We start from the raw sequence: 24,921 nt of genomic DNA on the forward strand, positions 1-24,921 counted from the left end.
TCTTCCAACAATGCCCTTCGCACGATCTGATGCCAAGAGCCTACCTCGATTCCTATCCGACTTATGCTTATCGTCACCCCGGTCGGACCGATCCTCTTCGTCCTCCAGATCGCCCTGACGCTTGGAGCGGCTAAAGAAATTGCGTCGACGAGGCAAATTGAACTCAACGCGCTTTCTGCGCCATCTTGTCACGTTCGCGAGAAAGTGACCGACAAAGCGTCGCACCTAAGAGTAATTCTAAAAGACAACAACCCAGAGTTTAATAATAAATCCCGCAATGACGCGGGCAAAGGGAGTTACCTGCCGACGGCAATGACCGGATAGTCGCCGGCGGCGTGTTAAACGCAGAGCATGAACGATTTCGGCCTCTATGGCGAGCGGCTCGCCACACTTTTCCCAATGATCCAGCAGCCCCGCTCGGGACTCGTCAAATCGCTGCAGAGGGGAACGTTCGCCGCTGTACGCATGGCCCATTTCGGCCGGTCTAGCGATCCGACCCTGCCATCACCGCCCGACGAGGCGTTCGCGCTTTGTCTGCGGCTGCGACATCAGCGAGCAGAGGCGTGGATCGATGGGCGCTACGCGCGCAAAGGTGCTATGAAGGATGAGATCAGCATCTACGATCTGCGATGCGAGACGATCGTCCGCTTCCAGGATCCATTCGATTTCCTCTATTTGTACCTGCCGCACAGCACCTTGAATGGGCTTGCCAGCGAGTTCGATGCCAGCCGCATTCAGTTCGACATCGCAGCCGGTTTGAGCATTCGCGATCCGGTCGTGGCGCATCTCGGCAAGTGTCTATTGCCGGCGCTGGAGAGGCCGCATGAGGCAAACGAACTGTTCGTTGGCTATGTTGCGATGGCGCTCAATACCCATTTCCTTCGCGAATATACAACCATCCTGCCCGTCGGTCGCTTGCAACGCAGCGGCCTGACAGCCTGGCAGCTTCGGATCGCGAAGGACTTGATCCGTGCCCATCTCGACGGTGAGGTTTCTCTCTCACGTATCGCGAGCGAATGCGGCTTGTCGGCGGCCCATTTTGCCCGCGCTTTCAAGATCAGTACGGGCACCCCGCCCCATCGTTGGCTGATGGATCAGCGCATCGAGGAAAGCAAGCTCCTGCTCTTGGGGACAGCATTGTCGCTCACCGAGATCGCAATCAAATGCGGCTTCTCCGACCAAAGTCATTTCACGAGGGCATTCTCGGCGAAGATCGGGACGACACCCGGGCGCTGGCGACTCATTCGAAAGAGCTGACGGTGCCGCGTGCTCGGCATGGGGTATGATAGCTGATGATCTCTGCTGTTTTGTTCGACCTTGACGAGACGCTGCTCGATCGCACCACGTCTCTTGTGGCGTTTTTGGGCGATCAGTACGCGCGCTTCGCAGCAGGTCTTGGCTCTGGCTCGTTCGAGGCATGGCGTGATCGCTTCCTCGAGCTCGACGCTCGCGGGCGCGTTCTCAAGGCAGTCGTTTATCGCTCGCTGCTGGCAGAATTTCACGGTGATGCATCGCTCGCTGAAACGCTGCTGTCCGATTACCGAACGCGCTGCTCGCGCTTCGCTCGCCCGTGTGACGGCATGGCGAGCACCCTGATGTTGCTCCGCGCAAAGGGATTGCGACTGGGTGTCGTGACTAACGGAGAGACCGAGTTCCAAGCCCGGCATGTGGAAGCGCTCGGGCTCGATAGTCTAGTGGACGCAGTACTCGTGTCGCAGACTGAAGGGCTCAGGAAACCGGATGCAGCGCTGTTCCGTCTTGCCGCAGGCAGGTTGGGAGTCGAGCTCGCCAATTGCCTCTTCGTGGGCGACAACCCTGTGGCCGACATTCTGGGAGCCGACGGAGCTGGAATGGCAACGGCATGGTTCCGGTGCGGACAGGAGTGGCAGCCGGCCTTGCCACCCACTCCTGGTTTCGTAATCGACCGGCTTTCTGATTTGCTGGAGCTTGTGTGACTGCATACACAGGTGAAGCGGTTTTCCGAAAAGATCATGCTCAAACAGGAGAGGGACGCACCAAATACTGAGTGCTGCGACAGGGCTGTTTCGGCGGCAGCGCTGTCGGGAGCAAGGCGATCAGGACAAGTACCATCACCGCGCCATGCAACAGCGATCGATATTCCGCCATCGTCAGCTTCCTTTGGGGCGCGCAGTCTTGAGCCAGGTGCCCAGCGCCGACAAGCATGACAAAACGTAGAGCGTTGCGACGAGCGGGAATGCGGCTTCAAGACCGAGGAACTGCGTCACGCCGACGCCGGCAATGATGCCACTTGCGGAGGCGATTTGCTGGGATGCCTGCGCGAGACCCAGAACCGACCCCTGCCGATCATTGATAGCGGTTGCCGAGATGAGCGCGAGGAGGACCGGCGTCGTTCCCCCAAGAAGCGCGCCCCAGATAAAGTACAGGAGCGCGAACACGGCAACGGAGCCCGTACCGCCCGCCAGATATGTGACCACAACGCACGCGGCCGAGATGAGCACGTTGGCCCCCAGCACATAGGATGGCGATCGGTTCTCAAAGAGACGAGCCCACAACGGCGCGGCCAGAACAAAACCACAAGCCAGTAGCCCATAGGTCAGGCCGGCCACCCAGTGCGGGGCACCAAATACCTGGGTCATGTACAGTGAGAAAGGCACCTGGAGGACCATGCGGCTAGCGAGCAGCATTCCCATCAAGGCAAGAAGAGCTGCGATCGGGACAACGGTCGACGTCGCAGGTTTTGCGGTCGTTGCGTTCCCGGGATTGGCAGCACCCGCTCCTCGCGCCGGCACCGGCAGGCTCGACCAGGCAACGGCAGCGCACAGCGCACAAATTATCCCGGCCGTCAGATTGACCGCGGCAAAGGGAAAGCGATCGAGAATGAGCCCACCCAGGAAAGCGCCGCCCAGCGAGCCCACATTGGTGGCAACCTGAAGCCAGGCAAAGAGGCTTGCGCGGTCCTTCCCGCCGGTGATCTGCACGCCGTAGGCCTGGGCCGGGGCGATATAGCCGGCGCAGGCACCTTGCAGGAAGCGCAATGCCATGATCGTCCAGACATCCTGTGCAATGGCAACGAGCAGCTGCGTGACCGCCAGACCGCAGAGCGCGCGAACCATCATCAGCCGATTGCCATAGCGATCGCCGATGCGCCCCCAAAGGGCGCTGGTCAGAGACATTCCGATCATCGGGCCGACATAGACGGCAACGCCTGCCAGTCCGAAGACGCCGTCGGATTGGCTCAACGCCTTGATCTGGATCGGCCAGAATGGACCGCTCATTTCCATGGCCCCCATGGAAACGAATTGCAGGCCGAACAGCAGAACAAAAACAGGTCCGAAGCCGCGAACCGCGTCGGAAGCATTTGTCATTGCGCTCCCGCCAGGGGATTTGGCAACTCGTGCTCAAGGCGATAGTCACGATAGCGCTCCAAATGCATCCGCAGCACCGAGCGGCTGGGCCACGGCTTCTCAAGGAAAGCCTTGCGCTCTTCCAACCAGAACGCGTCCGACAATACCCGCGGCCTAAGTGCGTCGAAAGCGGCCTCGGTCTCCTCCCGCAGGATCTGCCAAAGGTTGGCTCCGGGTAGCGCATAAAGTTCGTCGAGGCACTGTGCGACTTCATGAAGATGGCAGACAAAGCAAGCGTTGATAAGGAATGAGCGCACGAGGCCGATATCGTGGTCGAATGTGGTAGGCAAGATTCCCGCGCGTGTGAAGGGTTGGAGATTATGCCCTCGCTCCCTAAAGAGTGGAGCAAAACTGCGCCCATCGCCGAAATCACGGATCAGGAGTTTCTGCGGGCGGCCAGTTTCGTCGAACAGAATAGTGCTGTTTTGCTGATGCGCCTCGAAGGCAATTCCGTAAAGCAGGTACATGGCGAGCGTAGGCCGGATGACGGTCCCCGCATAGGCGCGGAAGAACGCAGAAACCGCTGCTTCGCTCTCGTTGCCGTTTCGTGCAATCAGCTCGCAAATGAGCGGACGGCCATCGATCGGGCTTGCCGTCAACAGCGCCGCGACGGTGACCGGCAACAGCCCATCGTTTCGCGCCAGAGCGTCGGAGTTGCGGTAGACGACCGAAAGAAAGCGGCCCGGATGCTCGTCACCCGTTACCGGATGATGCAGAATCGCACCCAGCTCTTCGGTGAGGATCTCCAACCTGTCACCAAGATCCTTCTCCTTTGACAGAATATCGGAAATCAAGGTGCTGAGACGCGGCCCCATGTGGATCGACTTGGCCTGCAGAGTGCGCTGTTCGCTGGTCATCCAGATCGCCACCGGCAGCTTGATAAAGGGTCGTGGTTCCCGTGTGTCCGGCAGCATTGTGCGGAACGACATCGACGGTAGCGTCACGACCTCCGGGCCATCCGGGTCGAAAACTCCGGCAGCTATCTCGGAGGCGAATTCACGATACAGGAAATTGTCGAGGTGCCAGATATGGACGGGCAGAGGCAGCCAGTCCTCAGGAGACTTTCCACTCTTGTTCAATCCTTCGGTCCAGTCCCGCCAGAGTTCAGGAAATTTCTGCGAGAACCATTCCGAATAGCCGCCGACATGCGGCATCTTCTCCACATAGGACCATTCTTTGCGCAAGGCTGCTATCCGGACGCGTACGCGAGCACCGAACTCAGGCGACAACGCCGTGACGTCCTCGGGCGGCAGGTCGGGTTTCGCCTTCCATGTTGGATAGAAGGGATGACCCTCCAGCGCGCCCCACTGATCGAGAGTCATGGCCGCCAGATGCCGCGGCTGGCTCTTTTCCAGATATGCGAGGAAACCACGCGCTCCTGCCTCAACTATTGCGCCTCGAAGCTCAGCGCTCCAATGCTCCCGGTGACGACGCGCCAGAACGTCGTTGCGCATGCTGTCCTCGACATCTCTTAGTAGATGCTCGAGGCCGTCCGATGCGGGTGCGATCGCCAAGGCGGGCGCGACCTGCCGCATGAGGTCGGAGGGACCATCGATCCGGTAACGAGCGCTGGTCTCGTCCAGGACTTCGACAGAACCACGATTCCGCAATGTTCCGGCAGGCTTACGACGTAAATCGGTGAAATGCAGAACCCGATTCGACTGCCAAAGAGGCAGCCATGCCTGGTTACCCTCGCGCGCCCACAACAATGCATCCGGGTTAAGAAGACGTTCGGCAAACAAGCATCGAATCAAGCGATTGAGGGCATTGCGCGCTGCAGCCGACCAACGCTGTGCCTCACGCGCCCGGGCTTCGGTCTCTGCTGGGGAAGACATCCGCTCGTCCATTACACTTCCTCCGGCCAGTTGGCGGGCAAGCAGGCCGATGCGCCTTCGGAGAGCCCGCCGTGGTAGTCGAGCGCCCATTTGTAGGTTTTCGAGATCGCGGGAGTAGCTACGTCAAGTCGCGCGGCCAATTCCACCAGTAGCGCCTGTCCGAGGGCGATGTCTTCGTGGAAAGCGCGGCTGGCGCGATCGATGACAAGACCGGGCCCGTCCGGATTGGGAACAAGGGGAGCGTGAATGCCCGCGTAAGCACGGTTGGTACGCAACAGGGAATACATGGTCCTGTCGTCCTCGATCTGGCTGCCATAAGCCTCGACCAACTCCTGTCGGAGCGGCTTCACCGAACTCAGATCAATGCCCAGGTGTGATTCGGCCGCATAACGGATTGCCTGGTTGTCCGCATCGCAGGCCTCCAGCAATGCAGCGCCGGCGCGAGGGCAATCGCTCCACCAGCAAAGAGGACGGTCAAAGGGCTTGTTTTCCCAGGGGGCGCCGGGGCCGATCAAGGCATAGAGCACCGCGGGATGCATCAATGCGTTGCCCGGCGTCAGCGTGATTTCGAGATAGTCCCGCAGCAGGGTGACCGGAGCTTCGTAAAGGTGGCTCAGCATCGCTTGAAGCTTGTCGCGGCTCGCGGCGGTCTCGCGGCGATGGAGCGCCGCGAACAGCTGAGCTTTGGCCCCTCCCATGCGAACCCGCTCGCCCGGCGCCAGATCAAAGGCGGTATGCGGCACGTCCTTCAGGCCCCAGATCACCACATTGTCCACGCCCGAAAGGGCTTTGGCCGCGAGCCAGTCGAAGCCGCAAAAGCCAGGGATCGCGCCGACATAAACCAGCTTGTCCCGGGGCAAATGCCGCGAGAGCCCGAGGAGAAGCACGGGCCGCGCGTGGGCCGGCTGCGTCACGATCACCATGTCGGTATCGACGAGTGCCTCACTCGGATCGATGCCAACATAATCTGGTCGCCCACTCAACACGCGACCGTCGGGCGTCTGTGCCCGCCAAACACCATCACCGCCCCCCCACCGGTCGGCGACCGCAGGCGCTCCTGTCAGGACGGAAACGGTGATATGTGGCCGCTGCTTGAAGAGCACGGCATTCAAATGCCCGGTGCGCCCTGCGCCGCAGATCGTGACCTTCATGCTGCGCGCGCTCTTCCAGGTAGCCAGGCGTCGAGTTGTGCAGCGATTGTCGGATCCAGCAAATCGCGCTTGCCCATCCATTCATCGTCGAAGACCGAGCCGAGATATTTCTCGCCACCGTCGGCAACTGGCGTGACCACCGTGCCATGCAGCTTGCCGGCCGCAATGAATTCCAGCGCCTTGTATATGGTGCCCCCAGTCGAACCCCCGACCAGAAGCCCGTAGCGCCGCGCGATAAAGCGTGCTGTTTCGAAGGCTTGGCCGTCGGTGACCTGGACCCCCTCGTCGATGCATCCATAGTCGAGCACCTTGCCGACTTCGTCACCCGCAGGTGTTCCCGTGCCCGACTGGTAATAGGGATGCCCGGGTTTGCCAAAGATGATCGAGCCGGCCGGCTCAACCGCGATGGTCCGAATAGCAGGGTTAGCCCGCTTCAGACGCTGGGCGATGCCGGTCATTGATCCGCCAGTGCCGACACACCCAACAAAGGCGTCGATACCCTCCGGAAGCTGTGCCAGCAATTCGTCGACGAAACCGGCATAGCCTTCCGGATTCGCCGGATTGTCGGATTGGTTCATGAACAAGGCATCAGGAAGCTGGGCACCAAGTTGGGCGGCCAGCCGTTGGCGTTCAACAACCGCGACCTCGTCTTCCCGAAAATCGCCCTCGACATAGCGAATTTCTGCGCCCAGCGCGCGCATCGTGCGAATCTTGTCCGGCGCGGCGTGATGATCGACGACAGCGATAAAACGCAGGCCCAACTCCACTGCGGCCAGCGCCAGCCCGATCCCGGTGTTTCCGGACGATGACTCCACGATCGTACCGCCCGGCGGAAGCCTTCCGTCCTGAAGCGCGGCGAGCACCATGCTGCGCGCCATGCGGTCCTTCATCGACCCACCCGGATTATTCTTTTCGAGCTTCAGCACAAGCGTGGCGTCGCTGTCAGGGACCGCGATCGGCATCACCGGCGTTTGGCCGATCAACTGGCTTACGGTCGTGCAGAGCATTTTGTCTCTCCTATCGTGTCGGGAACGAGCGTCGGCAGTCCTTTCGCATCCCCAACCACGCAAAGGCGGCGCGGCATCGGATGGCGATGGAATTCGTTTTCGAGGAGATCCATCTGGTAGCCGCCGGTGTTGGCGTAGATCAGGAGGTCTCCAGCGCGTGGAGCGATTGGAAAGGTGAGCCATCGATTGCTGAGCACGTCATCATCCAGGCAGCTGTGGCCCGCCAAATAAGCTCGAATCGGTCGTGCGCCGGCAGGCGACGGAGAGGCCGGCACCAAGATCGGATCGACCAGAAATTCGGAGCTGAACCAGGTCTCGCAAGCGCTGAAGCTGCTGCCTTCGACGAAGACGACATGGGTATCAGGGCCAACGGCTTTCACTCGCAGCACGCGGAAAACGGAAATTGCCACCTGATCGGCCAGTGCTCGGCCGGGCTCCATCCCGAGCACCAGCCCTTCGTGAACAAGATAGTTCGCGAGACTTCGGCCATCGGCCATCCGCGCGCGCAGCAAATCGCGCAGCCACGCGGCCGCCGAAAGCTCTCCACCATAGGGATAGAAGGATGCAGGCACCTTTGCGGTGCGGTAATCCTCAGCCGTTTGTCTCTCAAGATGCGCGTGGTAAGCGGTCTGATCGACGTATTGAATTGGCAGGCCGCCACCGATGTCGATCATACGTGGCGCAAAACCTTGCGCCCGCGATTCCGTGATCAGGCCAGCGGCCTCTCCAATCGCCTGCGCGCGAGAGTCCCACTCATAACCGCTCAGGTGGAAGTGCAGCCCGTCGAAGCGCAACCTGTCTTCGCTGCCAATCCGGGACAGACAATGCCTGATGGACGCCGCTGGCATCCCGAAGCGACTCCGCGGCTGGTTGGTCGGACGCAAACGCAGCAGCACCGGCTGAGCCGCGCCACCTTCCGGAAGCAAGCGGATCAGATCCTCGAGCTCTTCCGGCGAATCCAACGATATGAGAGCGTTGCAGCTGATGAGTTCCCTGTGGAAGGCGACGGTCTTCGCCGGGCCCGTTGCCACGAGTTGGGTGCCGACGGCACCGAGCTGCCTCGCATCGCGCAACTCATAGAGGCTCGAGACGTCAATGCCGGCGCCCGCACGCAACGCTGCGGCCAGTAACCCAGGCGATTTGTTGACCTTCGCTCCGTAATAGATGGCGCTCGAGACGCCGGCTTCTCGCAAAACGCCCCTGAGTGAGACGAGATTCGTCTGAAGCTCATCGGGCCAGATCAAATTGACCGGAGACCCGTGTTGGGTGATCCAATCGATCAGCAGCCGACTGTTGCCATTCAGGAGGTTCGTCGCGCTTGGTCGCAGGATCGGCGGGAGACCTGCGCCGGGCTTGTGGCAATACAAGGTCATGCCTCCACCTCAGGCACGAGCCACAGCGCGTTCCGTCGGAGCAAGGACGTGCAAGCTCTCCAATGGCAAATTGCAATTGGGAAGGCTCTGATCAAAGATATGCCGCGTCGTTTTGCAGGGAAACTTCCCGCCGCTGCGCGCCATCGCGAAGATGGACGCGGGTGTAATCGTCTGGTCCGGGCGCCAGCTCTCCACCCGGACCGCGGTGTAGTCCAGCAGAACTACCGGCACCAACGGCAGCTGCAGAAGATGCGCAACTGCCAGGCGGTGATGACCGTCCATCACGAACAGGGCGTCCTTTTCCACCGTGATCGGAACAGTCCAACAACCCGCACGGAGGATCTGCGCCTGTAGCGCCTCCACCCCGCAGGGATCGACCTCTTCCGTTGGGATCAAGCATGTCGGCGAAAGGAGGCAAACTTGCATATCGACCAGCCTGATTTTGTCAGCAGGATCCGAAACGTCTCACCACGCTGTGAGATCAGCGATTACATGTCGACGGTCATCGACAGAAGATACGTGCGCGGCGCTCCCAGGAAGAACGTGCCGAATGAGGCAACGCTGGACCAGTAACTTTCACCGGTCACATTCTGGATATTTGCGCGGAAGACCGTCTTCCTGCCGTTGATCGCCGTCGTGTAGCGGGCCCCGAGATCCAGTCGTGTCCAATCCGGGATTGGTTGCTTATTTGCGCTGTCGACGAACTGCTTGCCGGTGTAGACAACTGTTCCGCTCAATGTGAGATCTCTCATCCACGGGAGATCCCACTCTGCCCCGATGTTGGCTTGTACGTTCGGAACGCCGATTGGCGTGTTGCCCACGTTTGCCGAGATGGCCGTCTTCGTCAGAGTACCATCCAGCAGCGAAACGCCTCCGAGCACACGAACATCGGGCATGAGTTCGCCGTAGACGTTGAACTCGAGCCCACGCACTTGCGTTTCCGCGGTCGCCGCGAATCGCCCGACGGACAATTCGCCGCTCGCCTTCGATATCTCAAAGGCGCTGAAGGTAGTTGCGAAACGGCCGAAGTCCACCTTGATGCCGGCCTCGTACTGCCTGGCGACGTAGGGTGCGAGCACTTCGCCGAAATTGGAAGCCGTCTGAGGCGCCACGTCGCCTCGGGCGAGCCCTTCGATATAATTCGCGTACAGGGAGATATTGTCCCGAGGCCGGACGACCAGCCCGACCACCGGGGTGGTCGCCCACTGGTCGTAGGACGACGTCAACGTTCCGACATTGGAGACATAGTTGTTCGCTTCGATACCCTGGCGACGGACACCCAAAGTCAGCAGCACCCGCTCGTCGAGCACGGACAAGGTGTCGGCAATCGAGAACCCCGTGAGCTGACTGTCCGAGAGCCGGGGGCGCCCCGGGACCTCATTTGCGAACTGTGTTGCCGATACGGTCGGACTATAGATGTTCGAGGCGACCAGGCTGCCATTGGTGAGCCGCCGGTACAGCTCGTCGTGATAGACCGAGGCCTGGAAGGTGACGGCATGGTGAACGAAACCGGTATCGAAACGAGACCGGACGCCGCCATCATACGTGTACCGATCAATGCTTAGGCCGAAGAATTGCGGCGTTGAAGCGGTGTTGCCGCTCGCGCTGGTGATCGTCGGAAGACCGAAGAACCGCTCGACATTGGTCCGCGATCCCCCGACATCGGCAAACAATGTAACATGATCGTTGACATCGTATTCGTTGCGCCACAGGACCGATTGATCGTCGATGCGCGACCATTCCCAGGGTTGCGTCACGTTCAGCCGGGCGTCCGGCGCCTTCGGTACTTGCAAGCCGGCAGCCATGAGGAATGGACGTGACGGAGCGTCGAACCGATCGGTTTGGGCAATGAGGTAGAGCCAGGACCTGTACCGTTCGCCCTGATAATCGAGAGCCAGCGATCCGACACCCGTCGTTTCGGACTGGCGGTCAATCGGCGTATCGCCGTCGCGGAAACTACCACTGGCTCGCACGCCCCATTCCCTGCCGTCGCCATAACGCCGCGCAACATCCCAGTGGCCGCCAAATCGTGCGGTCGAGCCGTAGCTCGCAGTCAGGCGGGTCAAGTCCTCTTCCGCGCGCTTAGGCACGACATTTATGACGCCGCCAACGCCACCGTTTGGCGCAATTCCGGAGAGCGCGGCCGAAGGACCTTTCAGCACCTCGATACGTTCGACGTAGTCCGTGAAGATGCGGAATGTCGGCGCGATTCCGTAGAGGCCCTCGAAGGCGAACTCACCGCTGTTGCCTTCGTTGATCGGGAAGCCGCGAATGTTGAAAGAGTCCACCACACCGCCCGTTGGGTGGGAACTTCGCACGGAAGGATCGAGGATCAAGGCATCCGCACCCGTCGCAGCCTGCTGGTCCCGGATGAATTTATCCGTGTAACTCGTCACGTTGAACGGTGACTTCATTGTGTCGGTGTTTCCGAGCAGTCCGAGCCGTGCGCCTTGAGCGACCTGGCCGCCTGCAAAGGCGGGCACGACCCCTGACTTGGACAGCTGCGATTGCGCTGTGACGGTTTCGGTTTGCGGAGCGCTAGGCGCCGCAGCGCGTCGTGACGCTGATCGGACCCCGCCGGCACTTCGTTTGACCGGTGCGCGGCGGGCCGACGGCTGCGTCGGAGCATCGACGGTAACGGGTGGGAGAGAGTTTACGCCTTGCGATGTTTGGGACCGAGCCGGCGACCCGAACCACGCCAGCAACGCCACTCCACCCAGCAGCGTCGCACCATAGCGAGCTGCCGTCCCGACATCACCTGCACGCCGCATTTCCAGAAAGTCCCTCATCAACTACACGTCGCCACACCGAAATGACTCCGTGCTCACCTGCACCAAACATGGACCGAAGATCTGATCTTCCGCGTGCGAGCGCGGTCGGCGCTAGAAGCGCGGGAATTAGATCCTCCGCAGATCGGAGCTTGCAGACAGTTGCTCGCTCTTTGTTTTCAACGTCCGATTGCCGCGTCTGCACCGCCTCTTTAGAGAGACGCTATCGCGATCGCAATGCAAATGCGTGCGATGCGACTTAGAATGTCTCGACCATTGATGACGCGAGGCAGTCGCCAGCGCGTTTGGAAAGAATCCAAAAGCGCGTTGGAAGATTTCAGGTCAGTGCTGTTGGAACGTCGCGAGAAGGATAGACGCGAGTGCTCTGCGAGCTCGCCGTGCCGTTCGTGGGCACGGCAACGCAATAGCCTCGTCCTCTTCAGTAATGCAGCGGCACTGCCATGGAGGGAATGTCGCGCGTCACCGTGTCGCTGATACGGCGCTCCCGCGCTCGGGTCGATCGTCAAGCTTTCCTTGCCGACATCGCGCACACTTGGAGGTCGTGCCGAAGGGCGCGACGCACTTCCCCCGCACGGCATCAACGGCACCTTGCCGGCAAGGCAAGGAAGCTCGGCATCCCTGTCTGGCGAATCGGCGGCGCGTGAGCGCTATTCGCGTCGCTTGCGCTCGTTCATGTTCTGACGGATCACGTTACGCAGTCCTTCAGCTTTCGCGACGGCCGTTCAGCGATCCCCTCAATGACAATGCGGATGAAGCCTAACAACTCCCGTACCAATCAGGACCCGGGTCCGAAGAAGCTTTCGCCCCGCCGCGCGACCTGGCCGTAGAGCCCGGGCGAAGCCAGTGTCGCCATCGACAGCTCTTGCGCCGTCTGCAACAGCGACGGCGCAAGCTCGAGCATGCACTCCTCGGTCAGGCGGATGTGGGGACCGGCGATCACCACGGCGCCGGTCACCTCCTTGGTCTTGGGATGACGGATGGGAGCAGCGGTCGCACTCATCCAGGGCGTATAGGTCTGCACGCAGATGCTGACGCCGCGCTTGCGCGTCTGGCGAAGGAACTTCAGCAGCGCCGGCCAGCTCTCCGGCGCTCGCGGACCATAGTCCTTGCGCAGCCCATAGCCCTGCTTCTCCACCAGCGCGCGCGCCTCTTCATCCGACAGGCATGACAGCCAGGCGTGGCCGCTCGCCGAGCAGGTCAGCCGCCCGACCTGGCCCATATCCGGATCATAGCGCAGGCCGGCAGGCGAGCCCTGCGCCTTGGCGACCCACACAAGCTCGCGGCCGTCGATCATGGCGAGACGCACGAGTTCGCCGCTCTCCCGCGCGAGGCGGTCCAACAGCGGCTGGGCAAAATCGGTGATGCCGCTGCCGGCGAGGAACGTGAAGGCGAGCGAAGCGATCTTGGCGGTGAGCTGGTAGGCGCCCTGCTCGCGCTCCTGCTTGACGTAGCCATGCTCGATCAGGCTCGTCAGCACCCGGTGCGTGGCGCTGCGTGGGATGTGCAGCAAATCGGCGATCTCGAACAGCTGCATCCCATGGGCATTAGTCGCGAGCAGCTCGAGCACCCCGAGCGTCCGCTCCAACAGGCCGCTCGGCGCCTCGGCGGGATCCGGTTTCTTCAACATCAAGGCAGTTTCCTGATTCACAACTGCATCTCCTGATCAAGTCCCACTATCACCGGTTTCAGCGGCCTTGTGACGCCATCGTGCCCGCAGAGTCAGCATACCGTCGCGCGCCGTGCTAATCGGACCGTCCGATTGCGCCGGTTCCGATCACCGCCACCTCTGTCATTTCTGCATCCTCGTGAACTGCCGTTGCTCCTGGGCGGGCTCAACATGCCACGATTGCAAGTGGAATTGAATTCCAATTCCGGAAAGTTCATATTGGAATCCAATTCCAGTCGTGATACTGCATGCCCAAGATGTCGTGATGGGCGGCATCGCCGCGAGCGATCTCACCGCCTTCCTCAAGCAGTGGAACGAGCTCGGCATCAAGGACAAGATTCCCTTCGATATTTCGGTCGGCAACGCCGACCTGTGGGGGCCTCGGCCCGGAAGCCGCCGACGGGCGACATAGCATCACCCGGTAGTACAAGAATCCGAACAACTCCCGCGAGGAGCAGGCGATGGTCGCCGCCTATGAGAAGAAATACACCAGGCCGGCCGCCGACAAAGCCTGGATGGGCTGGTTCGGCCTGAAGAGCCTGCTCGATCCGATCGAGATGGCGAAATCGGCCGAGCCCGGCGCCCTCGATGGCTCGAGCTAACTGCCATGTTCAGGACCATCGACGAGATTTCCGAGGGCGCGCGATACGACCTGGTCGTGATCGGCTCCGGTGCAGCCGGCATGGCCGCCGCTCTGTTCGCCGCGATCGAGGGTCGAAAAGTCCTGCTGATTGAACGCACCGACTATGTCGGCGGCACCAGCGCCCTCTCCGCGGCAACGACTTGGGTGCCGAACTCGCACCATTCCAGGAGCGTCAATCCCGACGACAGCAAGGAGAAGGTCCGCACGTTCCTCAACGCCGTCGTGGGCAATCATTCAGCGCCCTCGATGCGCGAGGCGTTTCTCGACAGCGCACCGGAAGCAATTGCGGCGCTCGAAGCCAACAGCATGGTCAAGTTCCGCCCCTATGCGACGCATCCCGACTACGAGCAGCAGTTCGAGGGCGCGACCATGCGGGGGCGCGCGCTCGAACCGGTGCCGTTCGACGGCCGCAATCTCGGACCCGATCTCGACAAGATCCGCCCGCCGATTCCGGAGTTCACGATTTTCGGCGGCATGATGGTCGACCGCACCGACATCGGCCACCTGCTCGCGATCAAAAAGTCGGCGCGCTCCGCGGCGCACGCTTGCAAGATTATCGCACACTACGCCGGCGATCGGCTCAGGGGCCGGCGGGGCTCGCGCCTGGTCATGGGCAATGCACTGATCGGGCGTTTTCTGGCGTCGCTGAATGCGCGAGGCGTCGAGATCCTGATCCGGACCGAGGTGCAGGATCTCGCCACCGAGAACGGCGCCGTCAACGGCGCGATCCTCAAATCGGGTGCCACGACCCGCCGCGTCGCGGCCACGAACGGCGTGGTGCTCGCGGCCGGCGGGTTCAACCGGCATCCGCAACGCCGCGCCGAGCTATTGCCCCAGGCCGAAACGTACAGCCCGTCGGCGCCGGGACATACCGGCGCCATGCAGGACATCGCATTGCGGCTCGGCGCCCGGCTCGGCGAAGGCAATCTCGACAGCGCCTTCTGGGCGCCGGTGTCGATCCGCAAGCGTGCCGACGGCAGTACGGCGAGCTTCCCGCATTTCGTCATGGATCGCAGCAAGCCGGGGACGGTCTGCGTCGATCAAACGGGCCGACGCTTCGTCAATGAATCCGTGTCCTATCACCTGTTCGGGCGAGCAATGTTCGAGCACAACAAGCAGGTACCGTGCATCCCGTGCTTCATCATCACCGACGCGGTCGGGCTCTCGAAATACGGTCTCGGCATGGTGCGGATGGGCACGCGCAACCTGGTGCCCTATCTTGCCGACGGCTACCTGACACAGGGCGCGAGCGTCCCCGAGCTCGCGACCAGGATTGGCGTACCGGCAAGCGGCCTGGAAAGCACGATTGCGGCAATGAACCGCTATGCCGCAAGCGGCGTCGATCCCGATTTCGGACGCGGCACCACGCCCTATCACCGCGTCAATGGCGATGCCTCTGTCGGGCCCAACCCCACGATCGGCCCGATTTCGACCGCGCCCTACTACGCCGTGCGGCTATATCCCGGCGACATCGGAGCGGCCACCGGTCTCGTCATCAACGAATGGGCGCAGGTCACGCGCGCCGACGGCAGCGAGATCGCGGGGCTCTATGCCTGCGGCAACGAGGCCAATTCGATCATGGGCGGCACCTATCCTGGACCCGGCATCACCATCGGCCCGGCCATCACGTTTGCTTACCGCGGGGTGCGGCACGCAATCGGAGCGGCGCAGGCGCGGCGCGCGGCTTGAACCGGAGTTCTGGTATGACAGGTGATCACAAACTCGATTGCGATCTGCTCGCCATCGGCTCGGGCGCGGGCGGTCTGGCGACGGCCGTCACAGGCGCGGCGCTCGGTCTCGACGTCATCGTGATCGAAAAAGAGGCGCAGCTTGGCGGGACCACGGCCTGGTCCGGCGGCTGGATGTGGATCCCGGGCAATCCGCTGGCGAAAGCCGCCGGCATCGTCGAACTTCCCGAGCAGCCGAGACTCTATTTGCGGCACGAACTCGCGGATGGCTATGACGTGAGGCGGGTCGAGATGTTCCTCGAGCAGGGTCCGCGCATGGTCGAGTTCTTTCAGAGCGAGACCCATCTGGCCTTCATCGACGGCAATCGGATTCCGGATTTTCACGGCAGGAGTCCGGGCGCGGTGACGGGCGGCCGCTCGGTCTGCGCGGCGCCGATCGACGGCCGCGAGCTCGGCCCCCGCGTTCGTGATCTCAAGCCGCCTCTGGGTGAAGTCGCCCCGTTCGGGATGGGCATCGCCGCGGGCGCCGACCTCAGGCACTTCCTCAACGCCCGCTCGTCACTGACGTCGTTCTTCCACGTTACCCGCCGGCTTGTGCGGCATCTGCTCGACCGGTTGCGTTTCGGTCGCGGCATGCATCTCGTCAACGGCAACGCCCTGGTGGCCCGGCTGCTGAAATCCGCCGATGCGCTCGGCGTCCGCATCATGCCGGCGACGCCGGCGCAATCGCTCTTGCGCGAGGGAGCCCGCGTCATCGGCGCCCGGGCTGAGCATGACGGCGCGACGCTCGAGATTCGGGCCCGCCGCGGTGTCGTGCTCGCCTGCGGCGGCTTTCCGCATGACACGCAACGGAAGGCTGCGCTGTTCGCCCATGCCCCGAGTGGCAACGAGCACTGGTCGGCAGCGCCGCCGAGCAATACCGGCGACGGCATCCGCCTCGGCGAAGCTATGGGCGGGTTGCTGCGGACCGACCTCTCCGATGCAGGGGCCTGGGCGCCCGTGTCGCTGGTCCCGCATCGCGACGGCTCGTTCGGTCACTTCCCGCATCTGATCGAGCGCGCCAAGCCCGGGCTGATCATGGTGCGCAGCGACGGGACACGCTTTGCCAACGAGGCGGACTCCTATCACGACGTGATGAAGGCGCTATTTGCGGCCACGCCGAAAGCCCTGCCGGCCGAGGCCTGGGCGATCTGCGATGCAAAATTCCTCAAGCGTTACGGTCTTGGCCGCGTGCGTCCCCCGCCCTTCCCGGTCTCGCCCTGGATTCGCAACGGCTACCTGAAACAAGGCGCGAGCATTGCGGCGCTTGCGCAGGCCTGCGGGATTTCCGCCGACGGGCTCGCAGCGACGATCGAGCGCTACAACCACTTCGCAGCGCGTGGCGAAGACCCTGCCTTCGGGCGCGGCGACACGCCCTACAATCGCGTGCAGGGCGACGCAGCGCATCTGCCGAACCCGTGCGTCGCACCGATCGCATCCGGCCCGTTCTATGCGGTCAAGATCCTGGCCGGCAGCCTCGGAACCTTCGCAGGCCTCAACACCGACGAACACGCCCGCGTCCTCGATGGGCAGGCGAAGCCGATCGAAGGTCTCTACGCCGTCGGAAACGACATGGCCAGCATTATGGCCGGCCGCTACCCGTCAGGCGGCATCACCTTGGGACCGGCGATGACCTTCGGCTACGTCGCAGCCCATCATGTCGGTGGAATTCCACTCGCGAACAACCGGTCGGCGGCCGCCTGACCGCAAGGAGAAGAACATGCTCTATGAGATCGCAACACTGACGGTGAAACTCGGCACCGCGGCCAAGGCCGTGGCCGGCATCGGCGACTACGTCGGCGCATCGGACGCCAACGGCATGCTGCTCGGCTGCTGGGCCAGCGAGATCGGTGAGCTCAACCAGCTCCTGGTGCTGCGCTCGTTCAGGGATCACGAAGCATGGCGCGCCGAGCGCGAGCGCACGCTTCGTACCACAAATCCCTTCGGGGCCGGCGAGGCCATCACCGAGATGAGCTTCGATACCTATGCGCCTTTTCCGTTCCTGCCGCCGGTCGTGCCGGGCAAGTACGGCAGCGTTTACGAGATCCGCACCTATCGACTGAGGCACGGCGGTGTTCCACCGACGATCGCGGCTTGGGACGCGGCCATGCCCGAGCGCGGCAAGTTGTCGCCGCTCTCGATCGTTATGTATGCGCTCGACGGCCCCCCACGTATCTGGCCGTTCGCGAGCTTGGATGCACGCACCGCGCTGCGCGCCGAGTCGGTTGCCAAGGGCGTCTGGCCGCCGAAGGGCGGCCCAGACTGGCTGACCGGCAACATGCGCTCGATCATTGCCCTGCCGACCGCAATCTCTCCGCTGGCCTGAGGCGACGGACATGCCGCATATCTATTCACTCGCCTATCTGACCTCGGCACCGATGGCCCCACCCGACGCGCTGGTGCTCGCCGCAAAGCTCAGCTACCAGGCAATCGGGGTTCGTATCGCTCCCGCCGCCCCTGGTGGCGATTTCTCGCCGCTGGCGACTAACGGCGTCATGCTGCGCGAAGTCCTTCGCCGCATCGACGACACCGGCGTGACGGTGTTCGACGTTGAAATCGCGCGGCTGAACGCGGATTTCACACCGGATCGCTTCGCCCGGTTCGTCGAAACAGCGGGCAGATTGAAGGCGAGCGCGATCCTCGTCGCCGGCGACGATCCCGACGAGGCACGCCTGACGGAGTCGTTCGCGACATTCTGTCGGGCTGCGGCGCCTTACGGCCTCACCGCCGATCTCGAGTTCATGCCGTGGACCGCCGTCAAGAACGCACGGGCGGCACTGCGAATCGTAACGAACGCCGGCGAGCCGAACGGCCGTGTGCTGGTCGACGCACTGCATGCCGCGCGCTCCACGACAACCCTCGATGACATCGCGAACCTGCCGCGGCAATTGCTGAGCTATGCCCAGCTCTGCGATGCGCCCGCAGGCATTCCGGCCAGCGATGATGAATTGATCCACACCGCGCGGTGCGCACGGCTCCTCCCAGGCGAAGGCGGCATCGATCTCCCCGGAATCCTGCGAGCGCTACCGGGCGACCTCCCGTTCAGCATCGAGATTCCGAACCACGAATGGCTCCCCAAGCTCGGCGCAGAGGAGTGGGGACGACGGGCGCTCGTCGCTGCACGCAGAATCGTCGCGCGCGCGGCGGAGGGAAAGGCGAGCTAAGGCAATGCCACCATGGCCGGCTAGTCCGCTGCAAAGGACGGCGTGATCACGCTGACGAAATCTCGCGGCAAGGAGCTAGCCGCTACGGAAATCCGCGTCAACGCATCGCAGCCGCCGTGATCGCCACCGATCTGGTCAAGCAGATGACGGAGGAAGCCTATCGGAACGTGCTGGCGCAGGCCTGCCCGAGGAAGTCGCCGCACTGGTCGCCTGGCTCGCCTGCGATGATCTTTTCGGCAAACCGCTTCGCACTTTTCCGGATCATGCTTTAGCTCTCCTTGAGGCTCTCATTGACAAATCATGGCTCAAAACGTTCAAGCGCGTCTAAATCGACAATCCTAGAATTGCAGCAGCGCTATTCGGAGTTGCCCTGGAGCAAAGTAGTCGATGTCCTGCGCGCCGACCAACGCTCAAGCAGCATCCGCGTCAATGGAGATTCATCTGGCGCTGCTCGAGGCGCTCGGTGGAACGGTGGCGATCGACGTTGCTATGGGGCCCAGTGGTCGGCTTGAGCGACCCGTCCCTGGCGAACCAGGCATTTTGAAGAAGGCGGCTAGGCTGGCATGGACAATGATCGGGGACGCCGCATCACCGGCGCGCCGCAGGACACGATCGCCATCATTAACGAATGGTTCGGATGGCGGATGAGATCTTGTTTGGAATTCAAGCAGCCGAGTATCGCTGACAGCAGCGAGTGTCCCGCACGTCTGATCCGGCCCGTCATCTCTACCGGAAAGTGCTTTCGAGTATGCCAGCCTGATGAGCGACATTTTCGACACACATTCGGTTCACCCGATTGCGATACTTACGCGTTCGGTGATTGTGCAATCTGCGCGCGATATCTCTTTATCGACGACAGCGATATGAAACCGATGGAGGTTGTCTGTTTCACTCGCAAAAGCCGCTCGACGCGGCCTTTGGTGTGATGAGCGTGACGTACATCAAATGCTCCGGATGCCGTTAAGCGAATAGCGGCGGCGCAAATCCAGGAGCTCTTCAACAGAGAGCGCTTGCACGTAGTGAGCCATGAACCCTTACGGCCTCCTACTTCGCCTCCCGGCGCCAGAGACTTTCGACCGAGAACACCGCAAGCGCTATCCAAATCGCGCCATAACCGATGAGTTGCACACGACCGAATGGCTCGTCATAGGCAAATACGCCAAGTAGCAATTGCAGCGTGGGCGTTACGTATTGCATGATCCCCAGGGTTGACAACGGGATGAGGCGAGCTCCCGCCGCAAACAGCAACAATGGTACTGCTGTCACGGGACCGGCTGCGACCAGCAGCAGCTGCATGCCGACATGCACACTGCCGAAATGACTGTCGCCGTGCGCCGCGAGCCACAGCAGATAGAAAAACGCGGCGGGAAAAAGCAGCGTTATCTCCAGCGCAAGTCCCTCGAGGGAGCCGAGCTTCGCGGTCTTACGCAACAATCCATATGCACCGAACGTGACTGCGAGCACGAGGCTGATCCATGGCAGCGTGCTATTTTCCCATGTCAGCCACAGGACGCCCGCAGCTGCGATGGCTATCGCGCCCCACTGCAGGCTCCGCAAACGCTCGTGCAAAAACGCAAGCCCGAATAGTACGCTGACGAGCGGGTTGATGAAATATCCGAGGCTCGCCTCGACGATCCGGCCGGTGTTAACCGCCCAGATATAGAGGCCCCAATTCGCCGACAGCAGTGCGGCGCAGGCTCCGAACCGCACTAAATTGGCGGGCTGGCGAAGCGCAGCGACGAACCAACGGCCGTCGCGCCGGACCGCAAGCGCAACGGCTACGAACACCAGCGACCATACCATCCGGTGCGCAAGCACTTCGAGAGGCGGGATGGCAGCCAGCAGCCTGAAATAGAATGGGAAGAGCCCCCAGATCGTGAACGCGATCAGCGCATAAACGAATCCCGAATTCATCTTACCCAACCGCCAGATCGCTGCCGGGAACGGCTTGCGATCCAGATCATTCCGGCGGGTCCCATTGCGGTGCGTACTCCGGACTAACCACCCGCTGGTCTTTCGGCAAGGAAGCGATCAATGCGCGATCCTCATCGTCGAGTTGCACGTTGAGGGATGCCAAGTTGCTCGACTGGTTGGCCATGCTGCTGGCTTTGGGAATGGCGGCAACATTCGGTTGATCGACCAGCCATTTGAGTGCCACCTGGGTCGGAAGCACCCCGTGCTTCTCGGCGATTCGAACAAGTGCCGGCATCTGGGGCGCTTTGCTGCGCATGAGTGGGCTATAAGCGGTCAACGCCATGTCGTGTTCACGGGCGAACTGGAGCAAGTTTCTCTGGCCCAATGTGACGTGATACTCGACCTGTATGGCCGCCAGCGGAGCACCCATTCCCTCAACAACCTGGCGCAGCAATGGCAAGGGAAAGTTGGCCACGCCGATGTTGCGCGCCCGCCCCTGCTCTTTGAGCGCGACTAGCGTCTCGATCGTGCGCGGCAAGTCCCAGTCCTTTGCTGGCCAGTGAATCAGAAACAGATCCACGTACTCGCTCCGCAGCGCGCGCAGCGTGTTGTCAAATGACCGGCGCATGTCCGTGGGGGCTAACTTGTCCCACCAGACCTTGCTCGTCACGTGGATATGTTCGCGGGGCACGTCGGTTTCGGCGAGCGCGCGACCTACCGCATCTTCGTTCTCGTAGGCCGCCGCGGTATCCACGTGACGGTATCCGATGTCGAGGGCCTGAAGCACGGCTCGCGTGCAGTCCTCGCCTACCATAGGCCAAGTTCCCAAGCCGAGCTTCGGCATGTTCAGCTGGCGGGAAGTGATAACATTGTTCTTCATGTTTGGTCTTTCCATCAGAGAGTCGCATCAGGCCGGGCTATGGGCGGACGAGTGTTCTTCAGCGGTGCAATCGCCCTGCGCCGGCACCGTCGTCTTGGAGAGCGCAACGCCGGCGAGATATCCAAACGTCATTGCCGGACCGAGCGTTATCCCGCCGCTCGGATAGAAGCCACCCATCATGCTGGCGCTGTCGTTACCTACTGCGTAGAGCCCAGGAATGGCGCAGTTATTCTCGTCTAGCACCCGCGCGTCGGTGTCGGTCGCCAATCCGGCGAAGGTGCCAAGGCTGCCGGGCAACAATTTGACCGCGTAGAACGGCCCCTTTTCGATTGGCGCAAGACACGGGTTCGGCTGATGTTCGGCATCGCCCAGCGCTCGATTATACGGTGTCGCGCCCCTATGGAACAGCGGATCGGTGCCTTCCCTGGCGTGCGCGTTGTAGGTTTCCATCGTGCTCTTCAACGCCTGCGGGTCGATGTCGCATTTTGTCGCCAGTTCATCCAGGGTAGCCGCCCGTACGAGATATCCCGAGCGCCGATATGGGCGGACGGGAAACGGAAACGGCTTGGAGAAGCCCAGGCCGTATCGGCGCTGAAAACGATGATCGCAGATCAGCCAGGCGCAGACCTCGTCGCCGTCACGCGTGGCGGCCAGCAGTGCGCAGATGAAATCTCGATATGAATCGGCTTCATTGACGAAACGTCTGCCGGCGCGCGTCACCGCAATCACGCCAGGCTTTGCCCGATCAATCAGATGCGGAAAGACGATATCCGCGCCGCCTCCACGTTGAGGAACCAACGAGACGGGAGTCCATGCGGCGGGAGCGTCAAGAGTGTTGTTGAAGCGAGCGCCGACGGACTCTCCAAGACGTATGCCGTCTCCGGTGTTTGTGCATGGGGCCGCAGACCAATGGTCTAGCCCAGACGGGGTATAGGCGAACGTCCGCGCCCTTCTTTCTACGTCATGTGGATAGCCACCGCAGGCGAGCACAACACCGCGCCTCGCATGCACCTCATACTCACTGCCGGCGACGACTACGGTTGCTCCGGTCACGCGGCGGCCATCCCTCAGCAGGGCAACACCGCGGGCATGCGTGCGCAGGTCGACCCCGCGATTATCCGCCGATTTCAGCAGCCGGGCCACCAATGCATTGCCGTTGACGAGGTGCATCGAACGTCCGTACCGAAGCTTGTGCCAGGCAAATGCAAGCAGTCGGCGGCCTACGTAGAGGGCAGAGCTCGGCGAGCGCGTCGCTCGGTAAAAGTGCGAGATGTCTTGCCCCGCCGCAATCCCCATGCCCTTGATCGTAATGACCGAGAGTGGCTCACGCAGCTTGTCGATCAATGGGCCAAGTTCACGCGCGTCGAACGGCATGGCACAGACCGAACGCCCCCCTGTCGCCGCACCAGGTGTGGTATGGAAATCCGGAATACTGTTGCCATCGATGAACCGAAGCGAGGTGTGACGTTCGAAGAAGTCGAGCATTTCAGGGCCACGTTCGAGCAGCGTATTTGCCTTGGCGGCGTCGAATTGCGCTCCCAATTCGCTTTTCAGGTACGTGAGTGGCGCATCGATCTCCTCCCGGATGCCTGCCCGCGTGGCTAGCGAATTGCGAGGGATCCACATCCAGCCCCCCGACCATGCGCTTGTACCGCCGAAGACGTCCTCCTTCTCCGCTACGATCACGGTCAGGCCATACGTTGCGGCCGTCACCGCCGCCGACAAGCCGCCTGCACCGGAGCCAAGCACCAGCACATCACACTCGAGCATCCGTTTATGGCGCATGTGTTGCACTCTCTACTGCCCTGACGGTCACTTTGAGTTGCTGAGGAACCGTGGTACCCTTGCCAATGTCATGATGCGCACGTGGGAGAAGCTCGTGGGCAGTTCGCGTCCGATTGCGATCCGGCAGCATGGTTGATCTCGGGAGCGAGACTTGCACTATCGTCTTGCAGGTTGGTCGAAATGACGGTTGGACAACCGATTGGCTTCCAGATGCAGCTTGGTTTCATTTAACGCCCGGCGGACATATCCACGAAATCCGACCTTCCTTACGGACGGATCGTTCGGTATCTCAAGCGAATAGACGATGCCTTCCGGTAGACAAGCTAGGATGCTCTTTATGTCTATTCCGCCTTCACCGGGAATAAGTCGTTCACACCTTGCCGTGTAGATCGCTTCTGCTGGGCCAGGTGGATGATCTGCTGGAGCGTCGCAAACCTGAATCCATTTGAACCATCCGGGCGGGAGCGCCCTTAGGAAAGTCAGATCGGAGCAAGACCGGTCAAAGTGCAGCACGTCCAGCAGGATGCTGGCGTTAGGGCGATTAACCTCGCGCACGATGCGAGCGGCCTCGACCAGACCCGGTGTCTCCGTCCACGAGACAAACTCAAGGCTGATATTGAGATTGAGTGGCTGGGCCATGTCACATAACGCCCCGAACCGGTCAACTGCGCGACTTTTTTCGGGATCGGGCAACTGGGTCAGGACGTGCCGGGCTCCGAGTTCAGCGCCGGCTTCGAGAAACGCCTGGTAGTGCAGGTGATCACGCGAGGGATCCATTCGCGCCGCCTCGATGTCCCAAACCTTTATTCCGGACCTTGCGAGGCTCGTCTTGGTTTCTCTCATAAGCATTCGATCATTGACCAGATCGTACAATGGTTCCTCTGGTGTCGTACGGTTGAGCCGCAAGCCCACATATTCGTAACCAGCGTCGCTTGCTGCGTCGATCAACTGAGGTGGAGAGAGTCCAAGAGCCGTCAGGTGCGCTAGCGAATAGAGATTTCTCATCGCGACTGTCCCTTGGAGAGTAACTGATGATGGTGCAAGCGACGCGCAACCCTCGCGTCAAGCACATGACGCGAGGTAACGACCAATTCGAGCTGTCCGAGTCGAGTGCGGTCGAAGCACGTCATGTAATTTGAGCCTGCGCTATGGCACTCATTCCCGCACAGTGTTTCACAATCCCCTGCTGCACCAGGGTGAAACGCGCGGGATTGAATGAGCACGTCTCGTCGTCGTTGCTGACATGCGATATGCGCGAGTGTATCGCCGGCCTCGAAGGCATCGTGCGTCGACTCGATCTGCTCGGTCGTCGAGATCGGCGGCGCGGCATTGTCCTCCTTGCGCGGAACGGAACGGGTGATCGCAACGGTATTGACAGCGGGGTTCATCATGCAACCTCGTGATCGCGCTCGCGCGCATGAAACGTCGATCGACAGACGGCTTACCGAGAGGCTGCGCCGCTGCGAACGCGTTATCCATCGCAGCGGCGCCCCTCCGGCAGTCAGGTCCGAGCGGCGGCAGCACCGGGCGCCCCGCTTGTACGCCACCGATCATAGTCGGCCCGCGCGATCGGAACGGCTTTGGGATTGCCGAGATCGTCA

The 24,921-nt window shown here is 61.7% G+C and carries 21 protein-coding genes and 1 pseudogene; 9 read left to right on the top strand and 13 right to left on the bottom strand.

The annotated features are described in order from the left end of the window. The first annotated feature begins 63 nt into the window (after window positions 1-63). From HYH07_RS30425 to HYH07_RS30435, 3 genes are read left to right on the top strand one after another with little or no spacing between them, the layout of a single operon-like run. The gene (locus HYH07_RS30425; protein WP_220005919.1) at window positions 64-324 is read left to right on the top strand and encodes a hypothetical protein; all 261 of its coding nucleotides are present in this window, start codon (window positions 64-66) and stop codon (window positions 322-324) included. 27 nt (window positions 325-351) lie between these two features. Continuing rightward, window positions 352-1,257 (top strand): AraC family transcriptional regulator, encoded by a 906-nt coding sequence (locus tag HYH07_RS30430; RefSeq protein WP_220005920.1) that lies wholly within the window; start codon window positions 352-354, stop codon window positions 1,255-1,257. 35 nt (window positions 1,258-1,292) lie between these two features. Beyond that, window positions 1,293-1,955, top strand: coding sequence for an HAD family hydrolase (locus HYH07_RS30435; RefSeq protein ID WP_220005921.1), 663 nt, complete (start codon window positions 1,293-1,295; stop codon window positions 1,953-1,955). A gap of 174 nt (window positions 1,956-2,129) precedes the next feature. On the opposite strand, the gene HYH07_RS30440 is transcribed toward HYH07_RS30435, so the two are convergent. The 8 genes from HYH07_RS30440 to HYH07_RS30475 form a co-directional block, all read right to left on the bottom strand. Further along, window positions 2,130-3,347, bottom strand: a complete 1,218-nt coding sequence (locus tag HYH07_RS30440; RefSeq protein WP_220005922.1) for an MFS transporter — start codon at window positions 3,345-3,347, stop codon at window positions 2,130-2,132. Beyond that, window positions 3,344-5,233 (bottom strand): IucA/IucC family siderophore biosynthesis protein, encoded by a 1,890-nt coding sequence (locus tag HYH07_RS30445; protein ID WP_220005923.1) that lies wholly within the window; start codon window positions 5,231-5,233, stop codon window positions 3,344-3,346. Before HYH07_RS30445 ends, HYH07_RS30440 begins: the two co-directional genes overlap by 4 nt. Next, on the bottom strand, window positions 5,233-6,372 hold the full coding sequence (locus HYH07_RS30450) for an NAD/NADP octopine/nopaline dehydrogenase family protein (protein WP_220005924.1): 1,140 nt from the start codon (window positions 6,370-6,372) through the stop codon (window positions 5,233-5,235). Before HYH07_RS30450 ends, HYH07_RS30445 begins: the two co-directional genes overlap by 1 nt. Next, window positions 6,369-7,379, bottom strand: coding sequence for a PLP-dependent cysteine synthase family protein (locus HYH07_RS30455; protein WP_220005925.1), 1,011 nt, complete (start codon window positions 7,377-7,379; stop codon window positions 6,369-6,371). Before HYH07_RS30455 ends, HYH07_RS30450 begins: the two co-directional genes overlap by 4 nt. After that, complete coding sequence (locus HYH07_RS30460) at window positions 7,361-8,752, bottom strand: Y4yA family PLP-dependent enzyme (RefSeq protein WP_220005926.1); 1,392 nt, start codon at window positions 8,750-8,752, stop codon at window positions 7,361-7,363. The genes HYH07_RS30455 and HYH07_RS30460 overlap by 19 nt, the downstream gene beginning before the upstream one ends. Before the next feature lie 9 nt (window positions 8,753-8,761). Then, window positions 8,762-9,178 (bottom strand): hypothetical protein, encoded by a 417-nt coding sequence (locus HYH07_RS30465; RefSeq protein ID WP_220005927.1) that lies wholly within the window; start codon window positions 9,176-9,178, stop codon window positions 8,762-8,764. Between the two features lie 62 nt (window positions 9,179-9,240). Further along, a complete protein-coding gene (locus HYH07_RS30470; protein ID WP_220005948.1) occupies window positions 9,241-11,523 on the bottom strand; it encodes a TonB-dependent siderophore receptor in 2,283 nt (760 codons plus the stop codon). 793 nt (window positions 11,524-12,316) lie between these two features. Then, window positions 12,317-13,168 carry an IclR family transcriptional regulator gene (locus tag HYH07_RS30475; RefSeq protein ID WP_228749850.1) on the bottom strand — a complete coding sequence of 284 codons (852 nt, stop codon included), beginning with the start codon at window positions 13,166-13,168 and terminating at the stop codon, window positions 12,317-12,319. 304 nt (window positions 13,169-13,472) lie between these two features. On the opposite strand from HYH07_RS30475, the gene HYH07_RS30480 reads away from it, so the two are divergent. The 6 genes from HYH07_RS30480 to HYH07_RS30505 all read left to right on the top strand — a co-directional run bounded on the left by HYH07_RS30480 (window position 13,473) and on the right by HYH07_RS30505 (window position 18,741). After that, a complete protein-coding gene (locus tag HYH07_RS30480; protein WP_220005929.1) occupies window positions 13,473-13,619 on the top strand; it encodes a hypothetical protein in 147 nt (48 codons plus the stop codon). 49 nt (window positions 13,620-13,668) lie between these two features. Continuing rightward, window positions 13,669-13,809, top strand: a complete 141-nt coding sequence (locus tag HYH07_RS30485; RefSeq protein WP_220005930.1) for a hypothetical protein — start codon at window positions 13,669-13,671, stop codon at window positions 13,807-13,809. Between the two features lie 5 nt (window positions 13,810-13,814). After that, window positions 13,815-15,539, top strand: a complete 1,725-nt coding sequence (locus HYH07_RS30490; protein WP_220005931.1) for an FAD-dependent oxidoreductase — start codon at window positions 13,815-13,817, stop codon at window positions 15,537-15,539. A gap of 14 nt (window positions 15,540-15,553) precedes the next feature. Continuing rightward, window positions 15,554-17,281, top strand: a complete 1,728-nt coding sequence (locus HYH07_RS30495) for an FAD-dependent oxidoreductase (protein WP_220005932.1) — start codon at window positions 15,554-15,556, stop codon at window positions 17,279-17,281. Between the two features lie 16 nt (window positions 17,282-17,297). Then, window positions 17,298-17,903, top strand: a complete 606-nt coding sequence (locus HYH07_RS30500) for an NIPSNAP family protein (RefSeq protein WP_220005933.1) — start codon at window positions 17,298-17,300, stop codon at window positions 17,901-17,903. Window positions 17,904-17,976: 73 nt separating this feature from the next. Then, the gene (locus HYH07_RS30505; RefSeq protein WP_312016708.1) at window positions 17,977-18,741 is read left to right on the top strand and encodes a TIM barrel protein; all 765 of its coding nucleotides are present in this window, start codon (window positions 17,977-17,979) and stop codon (window positions 18,739-18,741) included. A gap of 1,044 nt (window positions 18,742-19,785) precedes the next feature. Here HYH07_RS30505 and rarD read toward each other — a convergent pair. The 5 genes and pseudogenes from rarD to HYH07_RS30530 all read right to left on the bottom strand — a co-directional run. Continuing rightward, on the bottom strand, window positions 19,786-20,655 hold the full coding sequence (rarD, locus tag HYH07_RS30510; RefSeq protein WP_220005935.1) for an EamA family transporter RarD: 870 nt from the start codon (window positions 20,653-20,655) through the stop codon (window positions 19,786-19,788). Window positions 20,656-20,701: 46 nt separating this feature from the next. Beyond that, a complete protein-coding gene (locus HYH07_RS30515; RefSeq protein ID WP_220005936.1) occupies window positions 20,702-21,535 on the bottom strand; it encodes an aldo/keto reductase in 834 nt (277 codons plus the stop codon). Window positions 21,536-21,562: 27 nt separating this feature from the next. Further along, window positions 21,563-23,320, bottom strand: a complete 1,758-nt coding sequence (locus tag HYH07_RS30520; protein WP_220005937.1) for an FAD-dependent oxidoreductase — start codon at window positions 23,318-23,320, stop codon at window positions 21,563-21,565. Window positions 23,321-23,476: 156 nt separating this feature from the next. Then, window positions 23,477-24,325 carry a sugar phosphate isomerase/epimerase gene (locus tag HYH07_RS30525; protein WP_220005938.1) on the bottom strand — a complete coding sequence of 283 codons (849 nt, stop codon included), beginning with the start codon at window positions 24,323-24,325 and terminating at the stop codon, window positions 23,477-23,479. A gap of 151 nt (window positions 24,326-24,476) precedes the next feature. After that, window positions 24,477-24,708: pseudogene (locus tag HYH07_RS30530) on the bottom strand (3-keto-5-aminohexanoate cleavage protein); the annotation flags it as partial. Window positions 24,709-24,921: the final 213 nt, after the last annotated feature.

This window comes from Bradyrhizobium sp. BR 10261 (assembly GCF_019455395.1).
Classification (GTDB): Bacteria; Pseudomonadota; Alphaproteobacteria; order Rhizobiales; family Xanthobacteraceae; genus Bradyrhizobium; species Bradyrhizobium manausense.

Coding starts and splice junctions, on each gene's coding strand:
- HYH07_RS30425 (WP_220005919.1), top strand. CDS start 64: ATGCTTATCGTCACCCCGGTCGGACCGATCCTCTTCGTCCTCCAGATC.
- HYH07_RS30430 (WP_220005920.1), top strand. CDS start 352: ATGAACGATTTCGGCCTCTATGGCGAGCGGCTCGCCACACTTTTCCCA.
- HYH07_RS30435 (WP_220005921.1), top strand. CDS start 1,293: ATGATCTCTGCTGTTTTGTTCGACCTTGACGAGACGCTGCTCGATCGC.
- HYH07_RS30440 (WP_220005922.1), bottom strand. CDS start 3,347: ATGACAAATGCTTCCGACGCGGTTCGCGGCTTCGGACCTGTTTTTGTT.
- HYH07_RS30445 (WP_220005923.1), bottom strand. CDS start 5,233: ATGGACGAGCGGATGTCTTCCCCAGCAGAGACCGAAGCCCGGGCGCGT.
- HYH07_RS30450 (WP_220005924.1), bottom strand. CDS start 6,372: ATGAAGGTCACGATCTGCGGCGCAGGGCGCACCGGGCATTTGAATGCC.
- HYH07_RS30455 (WP_220005925.1), bottom strand. CDS start 7,379: ATGCTCTGCACGACCGTAAGCCAGTTGATCGGCCAAACGCCGGTGATG.
- HYH07_RS30460 (WP_220005926.1), bottom strand. CDS start 8,752: ATGACCTTGTATTGCCACAAGCCCGGCGCAGGTCTCCCGCCGATCCTG.
- HYH07_RS30465 (WP_220005927.1), bottom strand. CDS start 9,178: ATGCAAGTTTGCCTCCTTTCGCCGACATGCTTGATCCCAACGGAAGAG.
- HYH07_RS30470 (WP_220005948.1), bottom strand. CDS start 11,523: ATGCGGCGTGCAGGTGATGTCGGGACGGCAGCTCGCTATGGTGCGACG.
- HYH07_RS30475 (WP_228749850.1), bottom strand. CDS start 13,168: ATGTTGAAGAAACCGGATCCCGCCGAGGCGCCGAGCGGCCTGTTGGAG.
- HYH07_RS30480 (WP_220005929.1), top strand. CDS start 13,473: ATGGGCGGCATCGCCGCGAGCGATCTCACCGCCTTCCTCAAGCAGTGG.
- HYH07_RS30485 (WP_220005930.1), top strand. CDS start 13,669: ATGGTCGCCGCCTATGAGAAGAAATACACCAGGCCGGCCGCCGACAAA.
- HYH07_RS30490 (WP_220005931.1), top strand. CDS start 13,815: ATGTTCAGGACCATCGACGAGATTTCCGAGGGCGCGCGATACGACCTG.
- HYH07_RS30495 (WP_220005932.1), top strand. CDS start 15,554: ATGACAGGTGATCACAAACTCGATTGCGATCTGCTCGCCATCGGCTCG.
- HYH07_RS30500 (WP_220005933.1), top strand. CDS start 17,298: ATGCTCTATGAGATCGCAACACTGACGGTGAAACTCGGCACCGCGGCC.
- rarD (WP_220005935.1), bottom strand. CDS start 20,655: ATGAATTCGGGATTCGTTTATGCGCTGATCGCGTTCACGATCTGGGGG.
- HYH07_RS30515 (WP_220005936.1), bottom strand. CDS start 21,535: ATGAAGAACAATGTTATCACTTCCCGCCAGCTGAACATGCCGAAGCTC.
- HYH07_RS30520 (WP_220005937.1), bottom strand. CDS start 23,320: ATGCGCCATAAACGGATGCTCGAGTGTGATGTGCTGGTGCTTGGCTCC.
- HYH07_RS30525 (WP_220005938.1), bottom strand. CDS start 24,325: ATGAGAAATCTCTATTCGCTAGCGCACCTGACGGCTCTTGGACTCTCT.